This is a genomic window from Lentibacillus halophilus (genome assembly GCF_055395055.1).
On sequence record NZ_AP043750.1, the window covers coordinates 247,271 to 264,954 of the forward strand.

Annotated in this window: 15 protein-coding genes and 1 pseudogene; 4 read left to right on the forward strand and 12 right to left on the reverse strand. The window is 43.1% G+C overall.

Annotated elements, in window-relative coordinates; genetic code table 11:
* Window positions 1–10: 10 nt before the first annotated feature.
* Window positions 11–1,093: a hypothetical protein gene (locus tag ACZ5Q7_RS01100; RefSeq protein ID WP_343752453.1), complete on the reverse strand. Its 1,083-nt coding sequence runs from the start codon at window positions 1,091–1,093 to the stop codon at window positions 11–13.
* On the reverse strand, window positions 1,080–1,640 hold the full coding sequence (locus ACZ5Q7_RS01105) for an RNA polymerase sigma factor (protein WP_343752452.1): 561 nt from the start codon (window positions 1,638–1,640) through the stop codon (window positions 1,080–1,082). Before ACZ5Q7_RS01105 ends, ACZ5Q7_RS01100 begins: the two co-directional genes overlap by 14 nt.
* A gap of 185 nt (window positions 1,641–1,825) precedes the next feature.
* Between ACZ5Q7_RS01105 and ACZ5Q7_RS01110 the strand changes: the two genes are divergently transcribed.
* Window positions 1,826–2,824 (forward strand): LLM class flavin-dependent oxidoreductase, encoded by a 999-nt coding sequence (locus ACZ5Q7_RS01110; RefSeq protein ID WP_343752469.1) that lies wholly within the window; start codon window positions 1,826–1,828, stop codon window positions 2,822–2,824.
* A 399-nt stretch (window positions 2,825–3,223) separates the two neighbouring features.
* Here ACZ5Q7_RS01110 and ACZ5Q7_RS01115 read toward each other — a convergent pair whose 3' ends face one another.
* The gene (locus ACZ5Q7_RS01115) at window positions 3,224–4,357 is read right to left on the reverse strand and encodes a 5,10-methylene-tetrahydrofolate dehydrogenase (RefSeq protein WP_343752451.1); all 1,134 of its coding nucleotides are present in this window, start codon (window positions 4,355–4,357) and stop codon (window positions 3,224–3,226) included.
* Complete coding sequence (locus ACZ5Q7_RS01120) at window positions 4,354–5,544, reverse strand: hypothetical protein (protein WP_343752450.1); 1,191 nt, start codon at window positions 5,542–5,544, stop codon at window positions 4,354–4,356. Before ACZ5Q7_RS01120 ends, ACZ5Q7_RS01115 begins: the two co-directional genes overlap by 4 nt.
* A 169-nt stretch (window positions 5,545–5,713) precedes the next feature.
* On the opposite strand from ACZ5Q7_RS01120, the gene ACZ5Q7_RS01125 reads away from it, so the two are divergent.
* Complete coding sequence (locus tag ACZ5Q7_RS01125; RefSeq protein ID WP_343752449.1) at window positions 5,714–5,911, forward strand: DUF2188 domain-containing protein; 198 nt, start codon at window positions 5,714–5,716, stop codon at window positions 5,909–5,911.
* Window positions 5,912–6,643: 732 nt separating this feature from the next.
* On the opposite strand, the gene ACZ5Q7_RS01130 is transcribed toward ACZ5Q7_RS01125, so the two are convergent.
* The 5 genes from ACZ5Q7_RS01130 to ACZ5Q7_RS01150 form a co-directional block, all read right to left on the reverse strand.
* On the reverse strand, window positions 6,644–7,441 hold the full coding sequence (locus ACZ5Q7_RS01130; protein WP_343752448.1) for a sugar phosphate isomerase/epimerase family protein: 798 nt from the start codon (window positions 7,439–7,441) through the stop codon (window positions 6,644–6,646).
* Between the two features lie 66 nt (window positions 7,442–7,507).
* Window positions 7,508–9,775: an ATP-binding cassette domain-containing protein gene (locus tag ACZ5Q7_RS01135; RefSeq protein WP_343752447.1), complete on the reverse strand. Its 2,268-nt coding sequence runs from the start codon at window positions 9,773–9,775 to the stop codon at window positions 7,508–7,510.
* Window positions 9,776–10,072: 297 nt separating this feature from the next.
* A complete protein-coding gene (locus ACZ5Q7_RS01140) occupies window positions 10,073–10,495 on the reverse strand; it encodes a pyridoxamine 5'-phosphate oxidase family protein (protein ID WP_343752446.1) in 423 nt (140 codons plus the stop codon).
* A 206-nt stretch (window positions 10,496–10,701) separates the two neighbouring features.
* A complete protein-coding gene (locus ACZ5Q7_RS01145) occupies window positions 10,702–10,824 on the reverse strand; it encodes a hypothetical protein (protein WP_343752445.1) in 123 nt (40 codons plus the stop codon).
* Window positions 10,825–10,930: 106 nt separating this feature from the next.
* Window positions 10,931–11,395, reverse strand: coding sequence for a DUF2306 domain-containing protein (locus ACZ5Q7_RS01150; RefSeq protein WP_343752444.1), 465 nt, complete (start codon window positions 11,393–11,395; stop codon window positions 10,931–10,933).
* A gap of 792 nt (window positions 11,396–12,187) precedes the next feature.
* Between ACZ5Q7_RS01150 and ACZ5Q7_RS01155 the strand changes: the two genes are divergently transcribed.
* Window positions 12,188–12,613 carry a DUF3888 domain-containing protein gene (locus ACZ5Q7_RS01155; protein WP_343752443.1) on the forward strand — a complete coding sequence of 142 codons (426 nt, stop codon included), beginning with the start codon at window positions 12,188–12,190 and terminating at the stop codon, window positions 12,611–12,613.
* A gap of 379 nt (window positions 12,614–12,992) precedes the next feature.
* Here ACZ5Q7_RS01155 and ACZ5Q7_RS01160 read toward each other — a convergent pair whose 3' ends face one another.
* Window positions 12,993–14,441 (reverse strand): DHA2 family efflux MFS transporter permease subunit, encoded by a 1,449-nt coding sequence (locus tag ACZ5Q7_RS01160; RefSeq protein ID WP_343752442.1) that lies wholly within the window; start codon window positions 14,439–14,441, stop codon window positions 12,993–12,995.
* Window positions 14,442–14,607: 166 nt separating this feature from the next.
* Between ACZ5Q7_RS01160 and ACZ5Q7_RS01165 the strand changes: the two genes are divergently transcribed.
* On the forward strand, window positions 14,608–15,915 hold the full coding sequence (locus tag ACZ5Q7_RS01165) for a TolB family protein (RefSeq protein WP_343752441.1): 1,308 nt from the start codon (window positions 14,608–14,610) through the stop codon (window positions 15,913–15,915).
* Between the two features lie 306 nt (window positions 15,916–16,221).
* Here the strand turns inward: ACZ5Q7_RS01165 and ACZ5Q7_RS01170 are convergent.
* Both ACZ5Q7_RS01170 and ACZ5Q7_RS01175 read right to left on the reverse strand, forming a co-directional pair.
* A pseudogene (locus ACZ5Q7_RS01170) lies at window positions 16,222–17,140 on the reverse strand (IS110 family transposase).
* Between the two features lie 336 nt (window positions 17,141–17,476).
* On the reverse strand, window positions 17,477–17,683 hold the full coding sequence (locus ACZ5Q7_RS01175) for a helix-turn-helix domain-containing protein (protein ID WP_343752440.1): 207 nt from the start codon (window positions 17,681–17,683) through the stop codon (window positions 17,477–17,479).
* Window position 17,684 lies beyond the last annotated feature (1 nt).

A 17,684-nucleotide genomic window follows, 5' to 3' on the forward strand; every position in this document is an offset into this window, starting at 1 on the left:
TCCTTTGTACTTATTTAAATTGAACTGCAATGGTTAAGGATGTGTCTGGATCATTCGTTTGATCGATGGTATACACTGTTTTCCCTTTTTGCCATTTAATTCGGGTGCTGTTATTTTCGGGGTCAAGATGGGCAAAGCCATGCGGTTTCGGGATGGGCAGTGCTTTTTCATTAAGATATTGAACGGTTTTTCTTGCATATGCCAGACCAGTTTCCGAGTTATTCGTGCTGGTTTTGACTGACAGTGCCCAACGTCCTACATTCCAGCTGGTAAACAAACTGCCGGCTGCCCCGTCCTGATAACCGGTTGTTCCAGGGCCAAGATCCACCTCTTTGCCACCGGATTCGCTAAAAATTTCATGACCGATGGCTTCATCGGCTTTTGCCTGATTGTCGTATTGCTGAACCCTTAAGCGGGCAATGACATGAGCCGGATTCTTGTCACTGAAGAGAAGCTTGTTATTGATTGGAATCGGCTCGGTATGCTCGTAAAAGGTCACGTTATAGCTTGTTGCATCAGAGCTGGTAGTTGCTGTTAAATGGTTCCCGTCATTAAGCGGCAATGTTGAGGGCAGTGAAATATTTAGATCTGTATCCATTTGTCGCTTCACAACAGCCAGAATGTCATCTTGTGTCAATGTCTGTTTCTGGGATTCGGTATCATCTGATTGTGCGGAATCGGTTTTATTTGATTCGTTTGTCGCCGGCTTTTCCCCACCATTGTTATTGTGACGATGCTGGGTGGAATGGTCCGGTTTTGAATGATTCTGATCGTTGTTGTCATTTTCATCAGACGCGTTCTCTTGATCATCCCCCGATACGATATGGGTGGAATGTTGCCCATTTTGCCCAGAGTCATCAGCTATTTTCTGATCGGTCACTTCACTGAGTACAAGGGTTGTGATGATGGCGGCAAACAACAAAATTGAAAACGTCGGAATGAGCCATTTTTTAAAAAGCGAACGGAGTGGGTGTGTGGTCTGATTCATGTTATGGATAACTCTGCGCCGTACACGCTGCTGTCCTCGGGGGCTCCATTGAATGTCTTTATCCAGATTGCGCAGTTGCTCATCCATTTTGTTATGATTGTCCATCACCGACATCCCCTTTCTGGAGTTTTTCTTCAAGCTTCTGCAAGCCACGGAACAGGGTTGACTTGACTTTGCTTTCGGTCCAGCCAAGAATCTCGGCTGTGTCCTTGACAGAGAATTCTTCCACGCGCCGCAGAATGATCACTTGGCGGTAGTTGGCCTTCAGTGAGTATAAGGCATCAAACAGCTCTTGAGATGATTCCTGAATTTCGATCACGTCTTCAACAGATGGACCGGGGTCTTCCCTGTTATTAAAAAAATCTTTGATCATACGAATGGGTTTATGCTTGCGGATGTGGTCAATGGTTAAATTATGGGCGGTGCGATATAAAAACGTTTTGGGATAATCCACGTCTTTCCCTCTCATGAGATATGTATACGCTTTAATGAATGTATCCTGCAGCAGATCCTCAGCCTGCTGGGCATCATGGATCATTTTCAAAATATATTTGAATAGCGACAGGCTGTACATGTCATACCATTCGATAATTTGTTCCTGGTCTCCGGCATCCTTCTCCAATGATGTGCGCCCCCTGTAAAAATGACTCATGCTTTCCTCTTTCTATTGTAACGCTAGTGTTGAGACGATCAAGGTGTTGTTTGGTTGCAGTATTTTTTAATCAAAATAAAATGGTTGAGGAAGTTATACGTGAAATTCATTTGTTGCGTTTAGCTGTTATTGATGCAACAGAACAGTCATAATGGATGCAGACTGAACGGGAAGGGAGTTATCGCATCATGAAACTGAGTGTACTGGATCAGTCACCGATTTCGCGCGGAGATGATGCCGAAACAGCGTTGAATCATACAGTGAAGCTGGCACAAATAACAGAAGACCTCGGCTATACCCGCTATTGGGTGGCTGAGCATCATAATACCAACGGCCTTGCCAGTGTATCGCCGGAAATACTGATTACCCGGATTGCTTCTTGTACCACAACAATACGCGTTGGTTCCGGAGGTGTTTTGCTGCCGCAGTACAGTCCATATAAAGTAGCGGAAAATTTCAAAATGCTGGAGGCAATGTTCCCGGGCCGAATCGATCTTGGAATCGGACGATCACCAGGAGGATCGCATGATACACGAATGGCAATTATGGATGGCTTTAACAGAAGCATGACAGAATTCCCCCGCCAATTACGGGAATTACAGGGATTTTTACATAATTCACTTCCTAAGGACCATCCTTACCGTCTGGTTAAAGCCGCACCAAGAACGGCTACAGTTCCGCCGATGTGGGTGCTCGGGCTGTCGGAACGAGGGGCTGCCAATGCAGGGGAGCTGGGAGCAGGTTTTATGTTCGGCCATTTTATCAATCCCGACAAGGGGGAGACTGCCATGGATGCCTATCAAGACCAATTTCAGCCGTCACCCGATTTTGATAAGCCTGCCCGGGCAGTCTGTATTTTCGTCGTTTGCGCCGATACGGAAGAAGATGCAAAAGAACTGGCCATTAGTCAGGATAAGTGGCTGATCAACGTTGGCAAAGGGTCCGATTTAAAGGTCCCATCGATAGAAGAAGTCAACAAGCGCACTTACCGGGACGAAGAGCTTGATATCATTAGACAAAATCGCCGGAGAGCTGTCATTGGCACGCCTGAACAGGTGAAAGCGGAATTGGAGCGGCTGAGTGACGTTTATCAGACGGACGAGTTTATGATTATCACCAACATCTATGATTTTGATGCCAAAGTGCGCTCCTATGAGTTGTTGGCAGACGCTTTTGACCTGTGATGGGCCGTTGGGGGCTGTCAACCACGATGGGAGGTCTGCCCCCAGTGCATGTCCGTTTTAGTGTCTAAAATCCGATCGGGACAGATTTCAACCAGATTTCGAATTTATCAACCGGATCGCGGGCGATTTCAACCGGATTCTGAATTTATCGACCGGAGTGCGCGTAATATCAACCAGATTCTAAGTTTATCGACCGGAACGCGCGGGATTTCAACCGGATTCTAAGTTTATCAACCGGAACGCGCGGGATTTCAACCGGATTCTGAGTTTATCAACCGGAGCGCGCGGGATTTCAACCGGATTCTAAATTTATCAACCGGAACGCGCGTAATATCAACCGGTTTCTGAGTTTATCGACCGGAACGGGGCAGGCTTTGCCCGTTAGCGGTATAAAGAGCACTACCTATAATGGATTTGCTGGTACCGTCGGTTTTGCCTGTACCCATAGGTGGTACTGAGAACGAGCTCTTCATTTTCCAGGCCAGCTCCAATGGCACCGGCGACTGTTGAGATGGACGAGGCAAACCAGGCAATCCTCAAGTATTCGGTAACGCCTGCCGTCGTCTCGAACGATAATGTTTCCGTCAAAAAACCCGGTGGGATAAACACAAGCGACGTGCCAAAAAATAGCAGAAATATGACGGCATAATAGACGGTAATGGCAATCAGCAACGTCGTGACCGTTGTAAAATTGTACAGTCGCCGAACGCGTCTATGGTTGAACGTTGAAGGGGGTTCCCAGAGACCATGAGCAATAATCACCCATAGCATCATGCCGATAATCGCCACTAAAGTTATCTCGGTCAGACGTAACGTTGAGAACAAATGACTCAACTGCCACATCGTTGTAAAAATCATACCAAATGTTCCGGTTGTGAACGCAATGGCAATCACACTGGTCAGACTGGACATCATTTTGAATGGTTTGTTGGCAAACGTCATCCCCGACAATAAGCGGAGGCTTCCATTCATACGTGGTGTGACGATATAGCGGGTGTGCTTATTCCCTGTCTCCCTCATCCATGTCCGAACCTTTTGGACGGGGGATATCGGAAACTGTCCCCACAATCGTTCAGAGGAAACGATATCATCCTGTTTCTCACCATTACTTGTCGAATCTGCTCCTTGCGATTCTGTTGTATGCAGCATTTGATCAACGGTTTGTATAACGGCTGTTTGGATTCGTTTCAAAACAGGCATCCAGCCAAACGCAGGAATGGAAATAAGGCCGACACTTTTGTCTTCATTGATGTCTACCGCAACGACGTTCTTTTCATGAAAAACCGGTAAATCCGTCAGACTGATAATATAGTCCCACGGCTTTGTTTCCCGATAGGCCGCTGCTTCAGAAAATATGTCAACGACTGATTCAGCCGCTCCGGTCAACGAATCCACACGTGCCTCCACGTCCCACTCTGTGTCATTGGAAATACACGTCTTCAAAGTTTCCGGCAGTGTTTTCACCAGGTCTTGAGCCAGTTCGTCGGCAAGCTCGGGCGCTGCAATTAAACCGATGTTAACGTGCTGTCTCATTGCGCACCTTCCTCTCTGTGGCTTTGCTGGGTGCCTTCATATGATTTCTGCTGACTGTCTTCCCTGCCACTGCTTTCTGACTCTGGGTTGTCTTGTTCGATCTCGTAGTAACGTGTCAACTGCCGATAGGAATAGGTAATATGGCGGATATTCTCCTCCTTTTCAGCCGTTGCCCCGACTGCTCCTGCCAGCATCCCAAGGGACGTTGTCAGCCAGGCAAGACGCATAAAATATTGAATCGAGTCGTCAGCATTTACCTTTGTCCATGCCTCAAACAAATTTTGTGGCACGAACAGCGAAATACTCAGCATAAACGCAGCATACAGCACGACATAATGAATGACGGCAATGCTCGTCAGTGTCAGAACTGTCGTGATATTATACAGTATCCGATACTGGTTTTGTCCTTTTGACGAGGATTTTTCCCACAAATTATGGGCAAAAATGATCCATGTAACCATCCCCACCATGGACAGAAGCATCAGGACGATAAATCGCAGCGGAGAATAAGCGACACTTAACTGCCACGGGGTGGAAAAAATGGATATATACGTCCCAGTTGCAAACGCCAAAGTCAGCACTTTTTTAAATGAGGCAAGTGCCAGCCATGGCCGGTTGGCAAACGTCATGCCGGATAACACCCGCATCCAGCCAAACAGTCGTGATTGCAAAATGAAGCGCGTATCTGTGCTGGCGCCTTCTTGGGGAATCACCCGTCTTATTTTGGATAATAAAAAACGCCGTTTAAGCCGTTTGATCGATGATGCCGTTTTTTTTGATTGATCTCCTTGTCCATTGTGATATAGAAACTCAATAATGAACGTCAGCGCCTTTCGGATTCTTTTTTTGAGCGGAAAAGCGCCAAACGATGGCAAGGACATAAGTGCTGTCCCGCGCTGGATGCTCACATCAGTCGTTACCACTTTACGGCCCGAAAAGCTTGGCAAGTCGGTCAGGCAAATCGCATAGTCCCAATCGTGCTGCTTTTTGATACGGACAGCCTTTTCAAGAACATCATTTATATATTCAGCGGCACCCGCCAGCGGATCCACCGTTGTTTCAATCTGCCAGTCTATATCCTGACTAACCTGGTTCTGCAAATCGTTCACCAGCTGACCGGTCAATTTTTCAACAATGTTTGCGGGCACGTCTGGAGAAGGAATCAGTCCTATCGTCAATGAGGTCATTTCCCGTCCTCCTCTGATTCATGGTCCTTCCTTATTCCATTATACCCTCCAACAATATGTTGAAACGTGTTGAATAGATAAAGATCTGTCCATCTGTTGCTATGTTTCAGATAACCATTAACGTGAAATGATCACACTAGAACGTTGTATTAAAGGAGATTTGTTAATAATGAATATGTATAGTGTTGCACCAAGCAATGAAGTCATGACGTGGTTTGTTAAATTGGAAGACGTTGCCCCTGAAGAAGAATATGAATTAAAAGATGATGCCATCGCAGCAGCTGAACAAATGGCACAAGACAACCGTCCAAGCATGGTCAAAATTTTGGACAAAAATCATAATGTGCTGGAAAAAAGAAAGTTTTAAACATCGATAACCGGGACATTGTGGACATGGCAGTGTTCGAATTCTGCGACTACTAAGGTGGCACCAACCGCATCACGACATAAAGGTCACTGGCAGGGGGCTGTCGTCATTATTTGAACGATAGGGGGGCGGTCCCCAGTGCCTGAGCGCGCGATTTCGACCAGATTTTGATTTTATCAACCGGACCGCGCGCGGTTTCAACCGGATTTTGAATTTATCGACCGGATCGTGCACGATTTCAACCAGATTTTGATTTTATCGACCGGATCGTGCACGATTTCAACCAGATTTTGATTTTATCGACCGGATTGCGAGTAATATCAACCAGATCTCGAGTTTATCGACCAGAGCCCGCGCGATTTCAACAGATTCTGTACGCCCAAATAGGCACATTCGAAATGAAAGGGACATTGAAATATGTAACCAGTTCAAGAAGAGCGTATGCAAGACCACTGCCACCCAATATCAGCGCCATATGAAACGCCAGGACATCAATGGAGGACCCTAACGTCGTTTCTTTTCCAAAACTATTTTGCTTATTGGGATCCGTTTGAACGCCAACACGCTCTTCTTTCGGAAATCCACCAGTCCTGATAAAAATTTTGTATACCCTTTGCTGGCTGCATAATTAACCATGACAATCATTAGCACTGTTATTTATATGCTATTTTATTTGTTGTCTCTAGTGCTATTGATTTGAAGCGACAGGTATCTGTGACGTAATACGACATGCTACACATATTCCCGCAATAATTCCCTTCCTTCCCGAAGCTTGCGATAAGGCATAATCATGTTATATTCCAAAATGAACCGGCACTTGTCCGGCACATGTTGAAGGGCTTGAAAAACAGGTTTCCAGTCAATAGTACCGTCGCCAATAGCTAAATGGTTATCTGTCACGGCGTCGTTATCGTTCAAGTGGATCGCGAGCAGATGATCTTTTGCGTTATGGATCACTTCAGGGATATTCCAGTGATTCAAATGGGCATGCCCTGTATCCAAAACGAGTCCAAGCATGTCGTTGTCAGGGAAATGGTCCAACAGATTGCAAAACGCCTCCTGGTCAAAAAGCTCTGTGCCATTATGCCCGGTATTTTCAATGGCAATCGGCTGCCCATATTTTTTGGCATGCTGCTGCAATTCCATAATGGCTTCGATGGCCCGCATTTGTGCTTTGTGTTTATCAAAAATACGATAGAGGCAAACACCCGGATCAATAATCACATGATGCGCTTGTATGTCTGCTGCGATTTCAATCGCTTGCTTTAGTTCATTTAATGAGGTTTGTCTGACAGCTGCATTCTCACTGGCAAGGTTCAAATCGAACATCGGACCGTGCACACTGTATGTAAAAGGATACTGATTCAAGTGTTCCTTCACAGAAGAAAAGCCTGCTTGTTTATTATTCCATTGCGGTCCATCCAAAAACAATTCAACGCCATCCGCGTCATAATCAGCAAATGCTTGTAAATTTGTTGGAACCGATTTTTCCAATTGAACTAACCCAGAATAAAAAATTTTTCGCGACATTCGAATGCTCCTTTATGATCATAAACTCATTTTGTCACATCGATCTTGTCAGGCTAACATCATCCGTTACAAAACATCTGCTTTAAGCCATTTTGCTGTTATGGTTTCGGCTTTCAACATTTCTTGGGGCGTTCCTTCAAATAGGACATGCCCGCCATTTTTTCCGCCTCCTGGTCCCAATTCGATCACCCAGTCGCTCGCTGCTATAAAATCCAGGTTATGTTCAACGATCACAACGGAATTGCCTTTGTCGACAAGGGTTTGAAACACATCCAGAAGGGTTGCGTTATCTTTCGCGTGCAGCCCCAGGGATGGCTCGTCCAACAAATAGATTTGTCCTTCTTTTTTTAAGTGGCTGGCGAGTTTGAGACGCTGAACTTCTCCACCACTGAGCGAGCTTGTCGTCTGTCCCAATGTTAAATACCCCAACCCGACGTCTTTTAGTGTATCCGCTTGGTTTATAATCTTTGGCATCTCAAAATAGTTCAACGTTTCATCGATCGTTAATTCCAAAATCTCCACTATATTTTTACCCTTATAGCGATAAGACAGCGCCTCATCTGAATAGCGCGTACCGCCACATGCCTCACACCGAATGCTTACCGGATCTGCAAAGGCTACATCCGGTGTAGTGACACCTTTTCCGTTGCAGACGGGACATGCTCCCAAAGAGTTAAAGCTGAACAGACCAGCCGGCTGTCCTGTCTTTTTCGCAAATATAGATCGAATGTTGTCCATGATTCCCATATATGTCGCCAGTGTCGAACGGCTTGAAATGCCTATGGGGGCTTGGCTCACCATTATGGTTTCCGGATAATTTTCAGGAAAAGCTTCCAGTATCAACGAACTCTTGCCTGATCCGGAAACTCCACAAACAGTGACAAGGCCATGTTCAGGGATGCTGACGCTGACATTTTTTAAATTGTTGTGATTGGCTTGCTCTATGGTAAACCAACTGTGGATATCTCTCGGATGGTCATTTATGTTTCCATGGTGGTCCAAGGTTGTGGCAGCGGGAGAATCGTTGAGGGCTGTTGATGGTCCTTGAAAAACAACGTCTCCTCCGTCAGCGCCTGGTCCCGGCCCCATTTCTATGATCTCATCTGCTGCTTTAATGACGGATAAGTCGTGTTCGATGACGACGACAGTATTATGGTCATGTTTGATGCCTTTTAGCATTTGGATTAACATATCCACTTCTTCTGGGTGAAGGCCTGCGGTGGGTTCATCGAAAATGTACGTCATATTGTTCAGACTGCTCCCTAAATGGCGGGCAATTTTGACCCTTTGAGCTTCTCCGCCGGACAATGTCCCCATTTTTCTTGATAAACTCAGATACCCCAGTCCCATGTTAAGAAGTTGTTTAATATGTGGTATGATCTGCCGTGCGATAGACGCACCCAGTGTATCCGGTATCTTTTCCAGCTCATTCAATGTTTCTGTCATTTCTAACTGGCCATATTCCAAGATATTTAATCCATTTATTTTGCATTCCAGCACGTCTGGATGGAGCCCTGAGCCGTCGCACGTTGGACACAGAAAATGTGTGGATACCGCCAAAACATCATCCTGGGACACTTGTTTTAGCTTTGTGACATCACGATTGATATACAAACGCTTGAATCTTGGCAATAGCCCGTCCCACTCATGATCCTGGGGGCCCTTTTTCGTGTGAAACGGGGCAAAAACACGTTCACCTTCCGGGGGACCATACACGAATAAGCGGTAGTCATCCTCGGAATAGTCCTTTATCGGTTTATCCGGATCAAATAATCCGCCGGTCACCATCCACCATCCTTGCCATCCTGCGGGCGATAAGGGTTTAAATTGCACAGCATAGTCCCGGAGTGATTTATTATGATCGAGCAATTTATCAGGATCCGGTGCAATCACGCGTCCAAAGCCACTACACTCCGGACAGCTGCCAAAAGAACTCTCACTCGAAAAGTCCGTCGCCTTTCCGATCGGGGGATCGCCTATTCGTGAAAACAATAGCCTGATTAATGGATCGATATCCATATAGGTACCGACGGTTGAACGGGAATGACCGCCTGCAGGCCGTTGTTCTACGACGACAACCGGACTTAAGTTCTGCATCAGATCGGCATGGGGCCTTTCGTATCGCGGCATTTGATACCTGACATAGTGTGGATAGTTCAGAGTCATTTGCCGTCTGCTTTCTGTTGCCAACGTGTCGAAAGCGACCGAACTCTTTCCCGATCCTGAAACACCCGTTAATACATTAATCGTTCCTTTTGATATATTTAAATCTATATTTTTGAGATTATTGTCTTTAAGGCCTCTTAAAATAATGTCGTCTTTCATCCCCGGCATGCTGTCACCCTTTCTGTTCCAGATTGCCTGACATTGACGTTATTTATACGTGCGACAATAGGTTACTAGTTTGGCAAGCTTAGTGGCGAATGCTGTTTGAAGACGGAGGAGAACCGGAACACAATCAGAAATAGTTGCAGAAATGCATTAAAAACCTTGACGAAAAAGGGAATCACCCTGTAATGCCCTGGATAACTTGGCATTCGCTTTCCTTTAAGCGAATGCCTTGCTCCACTTATGCCGATGAAACCATGGGTCATTTCAAAATATCGTATCATAAAAGCTCCACGGTTCCTGTTAAAGTTCCAATACTTTTGGTTCAGCACCTGTTTTGTTCATGATTCTTATGCTGATCGGTGATATTTCCAGTACGATGTAATTCGGATCATCCGGCCCATTAAACCAATTTTCCATATAAGAATTCCACAATTCATTTTTCAAATCAGACGAGTTGTTTATATCAGCTTTTCCTTCATATTCCACATATTCATCGCCAAATCCTTCGCCTTCATAGCCCAACAAGATGTGGGTGTATGGGTTTTCTTTTATTTCCTCAGCTTTATGCGTTTCCGAGCTGGTTGCGGTATACAGTTTTAAATCCTTTCGAACAAAGGTCATATATCTTGAATGCGGCTTGTTCTGTTTAACTGTCGCCATCGTGCCAACAGCATTGTCATCTATAATGTTCTCCACAGTCTCTTTCATCTCCTGCTGACTCAATCGAGGCACTCCTTTCATTACGTAACATGTGTTTGTCCGTATTATTGACTTATAAAAGGAAATAATACGAAAAAAACTAAGGTCAAAGTAATAGCGGGCACAGTTATGACAGAACAGCATTCTTCCCTGAAATACCAACCCTTTCCTCCCAGCTTTAGAATGAAACGTTTTTTCGGTAAAACATGGTGAACGAAATCTACGACAATTTACTTCAATCGATTCTTCCTCTTTGCCATTTCTTTTTTGATGATCGGTACACCTTTTTCTTTAACCGCTTTTTTCACTTTAGGATGGTTCAGCAGTTTTGCAGCCTTCATCAATTTTGACATGGTTTTTACCTCCATAGTTATCATCACACGACAAAAACAAATCTGTTTGAATTTATTATAACCGATTAGATATCCGATATATATTGTGTTACTATCCGATCCTTTTTTATTCTACATAAGTGCTGTAACGCTTATTCACCATAGAAATAATAGGAGTGCCAATAATCGTAGGGATAAACCATAACAAGAGGGAAGGAATATGATTGATCAATGGAATATCCGCACCATTAACGACCAAAACCGCCGTAACAATCCCAATATAGGATCCCGCCATTCCCCCTATATGCATCGGCAACCAACCTCTCCAACGCATCTTTCTTGCCAGATATCCAAAAAGAGCTAAACCATAAGAAAAAATGGCAATGTAGAATAGATAGGCGCTTTCTGACCAATTAATGATCGCCATTCCAACAGAGGTTATGAAAACGACAAAGTAGCCGCTATGATACCATTCTCCAATCCTCGTATGATAACCTTTTTCTTTCTTGACCGAAAAATTGACGGCTCCTGTCAATAAGCAAAAACTACCCGCAATGATATGTATAATAAGCAGGATAGTATGGAAGTCCATTCAATCACCTTTTCACAAATTATTCCATTAACTGGTCCTGTTCTTCACGATTGGGTGTTAATTCTATTAGAGAAAACTTATGTTACCAGACAATCCAAATGGTGCTTGGTACTGCTATAAAAATGATTGGAGTTAGACACCCAAATAATAAGCAACCATCGGTAATATAATTAAAAAATGAAACAATAGGATTTTCTGACCTTTTCTTTTTGGAATCTTTGCTACTCAATTAAATTCCTCCTAGTTACCTCCACTTCCCTGTACGTTAATTCAATAAACGTTACAGCAATTTTACCCTATTCAGAAGGACGCACTTATTCGAATAGCGCGCTCGTTTGTTACACACGCCTTTAATATCAATGCCCTTTAAAAAATAAACGGATTAACGGAAAAACTGAGTGGGAATGATCTCGAAATTCAAAAATGAACTTCCACTTCGTATAATAGTATTAGCTTGTAGTAACTCTTCCCGAATCGATTGAATTCTTGGAAAGCGTCCATTTTTCTAGAAAGGGGGGACTGTCCCCAGTGCCTTCTCTCCCTTTAATTCCTAAGTGTTATTCAATTAACTGGCCCGTTAATGGCATAGTATCTAACACTTATTTTAACATAAAAGGTTTGGCACTTTAGAATAAATGGAAAATATTAAATTTATTATAAACATTTTTAAAGGGTGGGGACTGTCCCCAGAACCTCAACGCGCCCATTTCCGGAAGCATTATTCTTCCACACATAAACTTTTCTGAGAGGGACATCCTAAATTTAAAACATGTGAAAGGAACGAACGACGAAATGAAAAAAACCATTATTGCCATTTGTTTAACACTTGGAATTTCAATGACATTACAACCTTTTAGTTCTTTGGCAGAAGACATAAATACTGATGAACCGTCACAGGCGCTACTGTACCACGACATCGTTATTTCAATGCTTCTTCCCCGTGTTCAAAAACGGATAAATAAAACGTATACATCCATACTTACTGAAAGTCCAGATGTTTATCCCTACATGGTTTATGTTAAGAATACGGAAAGAAATCATTTCCGAGGTTTTAGGTTCACAATAACACTTAAGGTTATTCCTGTAGTCGGTCCACATATTTCAGTTGGAGCGGACAAAATGACTTTTAAAATTAACAGTTCAAAAGTGGAACTCACAAAATTTGACCACTTAAAAACCGAAGAACTCCCATCACATTGGCAACACATTGTTAAATAAAGTCATTCTTCAACAAAAGCGCCTGATTATTTTAGAGTACGGGTATAGAGCCTTCTATTGATGTATAATGATTTATTAGACGGGAAAGCCCGTTAACCGCCAATGTTCCAAAGGGCAGACTGAAAGGTAGTAAAGCCCCTTTTTATTTGTCATTACTACCCTCCCCCATTAAAACTCTTAAAGGTTTATAATAACCCAATTCCTGCATGCATTTATTGGACAAATGTCAGCAATAGGTAAGCGTTTGAAATTATCTCCGTGTAGGAACGGATAGGTTCGTTTGTCGCAAATAGGGGTAGGATCCTTATGATTCCTAGCCATCCGCTGCTTTGGTTTGAAGCGTCATTTTTACCGGACTTTTTGAGCCAGCTCTATAACTTCACATATTTCCCTCTTTGTTCTTTCCATATTCGGTTTCCACAGCTTCATATGCTTCATCACTAGGTGGATAGGTTCGTTTAACAAAAATAGATAAGATAATCCCAATAATCGATAAAACAGCAATCACTAGAAAAGCAACGTTTACGCCATAAATGTCAGGATTTGAGATCGACGGGGTTTGCTGGGCGTTTTGTGCCGTCATTGTCATAATCGTTACGAGGATCGCGGTCCCAACAGATGCTGCGATTTGCCGCATCGTATTATTCATAGCCGTACCATGTGGAATCAATTTTTGTGGCAATTGATTCAAACTGGCTGTCGTCACCGGCATCATTACCATCGAAAACCCGAACATGCGAACAGCATAAGCGATAATCAGGAACGATAACGTCGTTGTTGTGCCCAGGAAGCCAAAGACCAAGGTTGCGCCAGTCATAATAAGCAAACCAACAAGTGCCAACAAGCGAGCTCCAATTCGGTCAAAAATCCGCCCTGTAATCGGAGACATTAATCCAGAAATAATAGCGCCGGGAAGAAGAACGAGCCCGGATTCCATCGCTGTGAAATCTCTCATGTTCTGCATATAAAGCGGGATTAAGGTTTCCGATCCAATCAAACCAAGGAATGTAATCATGCCAATTACTGTTCCAATAGTAAATATTTTGTATTTAAACACCCTGAATTCCAACATCGGATGCCGCATGCGCAATTGCCGCAATATAAAGACGGCCAAACTTAGCGCTCCAACTGCGAGAATAGCAATAGTCCTTCCGCTATCCCATCCATAGTTGCCGGCACTTGAGAAGCCAAACAAAAGTCCGCCAAAGCCGACAGAAGATAAGATAATCGATGGAATATCAAGTTTTGGATACGTAAGTTCTGTGACATTCCTTAATATGAAATAAGCAATAAAGATAAGTAAAATAGCTAAAGGTAAAATAAGTAAAAATAAAAATCTCCACGAATAATGAGACGTCACCCAGCCGGATAAAGTCGGGCCAATAGCTGGCGCAAAAGAGATAACGAGCCCGATGTAGCCCATCGCTGCTCCTCGTTTATTGAAAGGGAAAATTAACAGGAAAACCGTCTGCATGAGTGGCAGCATAATCCCTGCTCCAGCTGATTGAATAATTCTTCCTACTAACAATAAGCCGAAATTTGGGGCAGTCCCTCCTGCAACTGTTCCGACAGCGAATACACTCATTGCCGTCATAAACAGCTGACGTGTTGTAAACCGTTCAATCAAAAATGCAGTGATGGGAATCATGACCCCGTTGACAAGCATAAAGACAGTAGTTAGCCATTGAGCTGTATTCGCTGAAATATTCATTTCATCCATAATTGGAGGAATAGCTGTTATCATAAGCGTCTGATTTAAAATCGCAATAAATGCACCCGCGAGCAGCAGAGCAGCCATTAATGTTTTATTATAAGGTTGCACCGTCATTTATATTCCCCTATTCTTTCAATAATCATGTAACTGTGAAATTATACTTGATATAAGGGCAGCTTACAATCATTCCACTTTTTCATCAATCTAACAGCCACCTACCTTCCTTTCCTCCCTTGTTTTCCTGTAAAATATTACCCAGAAAGAAGGGGGAGGGGATCCTTTGAAAAACAATCGCATTCTGTTAAGTATCACCGGCATTGTTGCTTTCCTTTTCATTGCTTCTGTCGTATACAGCATTATGAATGAAAACGATCCATATGAGTACTACACTGGATTAGGCGATTCTATTTCTATCTCACCGGACGATACAACCCTAGCTTTTTCATACTATATGAACGGAAATGAAGCCATTTACAAAGGGGATATAGAAAGTAAGAATGTAGAGAGAATAACAGATCCAGAAGAAGAAGATCATCGCAAGCCACTGTTCTCACCAGACGGCGAAGGTTTGTTATATGTAGCTTCCAATAGTGACGGGGTTCAAACAATGTATTACAGACCTGACCTAGATAAGGATAAAACCATACAGCTTACAAAAGCGGCTACCCATGTGTTCAGTGCCGCCATTTCTCCTGATGGCAGTAAGGTGTATTACGTCGCCATGCCCTCTGACGATTTTCTAAAACCTGAGGGAGAACAGGAGAATGGAGCAGATTTATATTCGGTAAATATAAATGGCAGTCAACCTCAAAAACTGACAGATAAAGATGCTTTTGCTATGACCGAACTTTCCATTTCTGATGATGGAACGACCCTTTATTATACCGCCTTTCACGATGGGAAACAGCAGCTATTCTCTTATAACATAGATAATGGAACAGAAAGCCTATTTTTGCAAGAACACACGTCAGACGGTATCTATCATCCTGTTCTTTCACCTGACGAGAATCGATTAGCTTATACGGCTGTAGCAGATAAATCAGAGAACGGTACCTTTCAGTATGAGCTCTTTTTAATGGATATTTCTAACGGGGATTCAAAAAGACTGACAGACTACAACGCATCTGTTACATCCCCATCCTTTTTTCATGATAATGATAAAACCCGAATTGCTTTTCTCGCGGAAACCAACTGGCCTAGTGAACCGTCAGCCTACCAGATCATGACTATCTCTTATGATGGCGAGGATGCAACCCCCGTAGAACTGGATCTACCTGAATCCAGCAACGACATTCAGCCAGGAGCTATTGCTGATAAATTAGTAAACGCGATAACAATGTCAGGTCTCTATGTACTATTGTTCAGCTTGTTAACCGTATATTACCATTCTGCATCCAATAAAACATACTTTCCAGCCATACTAAGTGCGATACTGACCGGAATCGTATTCTTAAGTTCCTTTGCTACAGCAGCTTTTTATAATGCCTGGGCAGGTATCGGATTATTTATGTTAGTAGTCATGTTAGTTGGCTGCACGACCGTGATCTTTATGTTTGCGCTTATTTACAGCAAGTTTGTTAAACGTTAACCCAATGTTGCAGCTATACTCTAATCGCGATGCTGTCATTAATTGTAGCCATTGTCGTTTACTGAATTAAAAGAAGTAACCGCTCCGTAACCGTAAAAGGGTGATTCACTTTTATCCTAGAAAAGTCGACAAAAAGGGGGCCGGGACAAGACTAAACAAATCACTTCTAAATACGAACGAACTGTCTGGTGCGGTCACACCAAACGGTTTAGTGCAATAGCCTTTAAGGGAAGGCAGCTTGCATAGATGCAGAAAAAATAACCACACCCTAATGCTTGCTAGGCTATGGGTGGGTTATTTGTTTTTTTATGTTTCTACAAATGCTTCTTTTCGTTTAAGCATGTAAAAAATCCAATGAATCAGTTTATTCATGCAAGCTCCCATCACGACTTTATGTGGTTTCCCTTCTTCTCGCTTGCTTTGATAATAAGCGATAAGTTTGGTATTACGTGATTTGCGCAATCCACATAGTACAGCGGTATATAAAGCTTGACGAAGCTTGCTTGAGCCGCGTTTAGTCATACGATTTTGCGTTGCTTTAAATTTCCCTGACTCATGGACTCTGGGATCAACCCCAGAAAATGCAGCTAATTTCTTCGGATGACAAAATCGTTCAATCTCACCGATCTCAGACAATATTGTGGCGGCAATTTTGTCTCCAACACCCGGAATGGATTGAATTAAATGATAGTCGTCCAATTTTTTTGCCTGATCATCTATCTCGTGTTTCAAGACGGAAAGGTGCTCTTGATATTCAAATAACAGTTTGATGTACATTTTCAGGCTAATAATCGGACTATGATAAAGCGCTTCTTGGAAAGGATCCATTAAAGCTGCTTCATGTAATCGTGTTGCCTTGTTTAATGCCCATGAATAGGATCTCGTATGGCAGTAAGATTTAATGGATTCCGCCAATTTTTCAATGCCTACACTTAATACGGATCCCGGTGTTGGGAAATCCAGAAGCATATGCAATGAAACATTGGAATAAATCGATCCAAATACTTTTTTATATTCGGGAAAGATAATGTCCTGTTGACTCCAGGATGATTGTCGGATAGGTTCCACTTGCTTGCTCAACCTCCCGATAAAAAGCAGATAGCCTTTCTAATCCTTGGGTATTATGCTTAAACTTGAAGCTCTTTTTGTAGGGCTTCTTTTTCCGTAAATAAGCTTGGACCTGGCTTTCTTCTTTCGCTACATCCAGCCCAATGACAGGATTCATCTATTAATCACTTCCCCTATCATATATTTACCGGCAGCCTCTAACTCCCCTACAGTGTCATATCTTCGCTTGTTATACGAGATCATCTGAAGATGTCCCAACCAGCCTCACCCATGTTTCTGTAAGTAGAGGGCGAACATTTTTGCGGACGGGATCAATTCAAGTCCCACGCGCCCGTGCGTTCTCCTCCGGCTACCTCTATTAAACCATTAAAATGATCAACCGGAAAATAAATTCCGATTGACCTCATAATACGAAGCGCCCGTTTCTGGAACGAGTACCAAAATTGTTTTCTGATAATCTTACTTAACGTACAAATATCAATTCAAATTGTCCTTAGTCATCTCTATGTTCCAGAATATCACCAGGTTGACATTCCAATGCTGTACATATTGCATCTAAGGTTGATAATCTAATGGCTTTAGCCTTGCTGTTTTTCAGAATCGAAAGATTAGCCATTGTGATTCCCACTCTCTCCGAAAGTTCGGTTACACTCATTTTTCTTTTGGCTAACATCACATCAATATTGATTATAATTGCCATC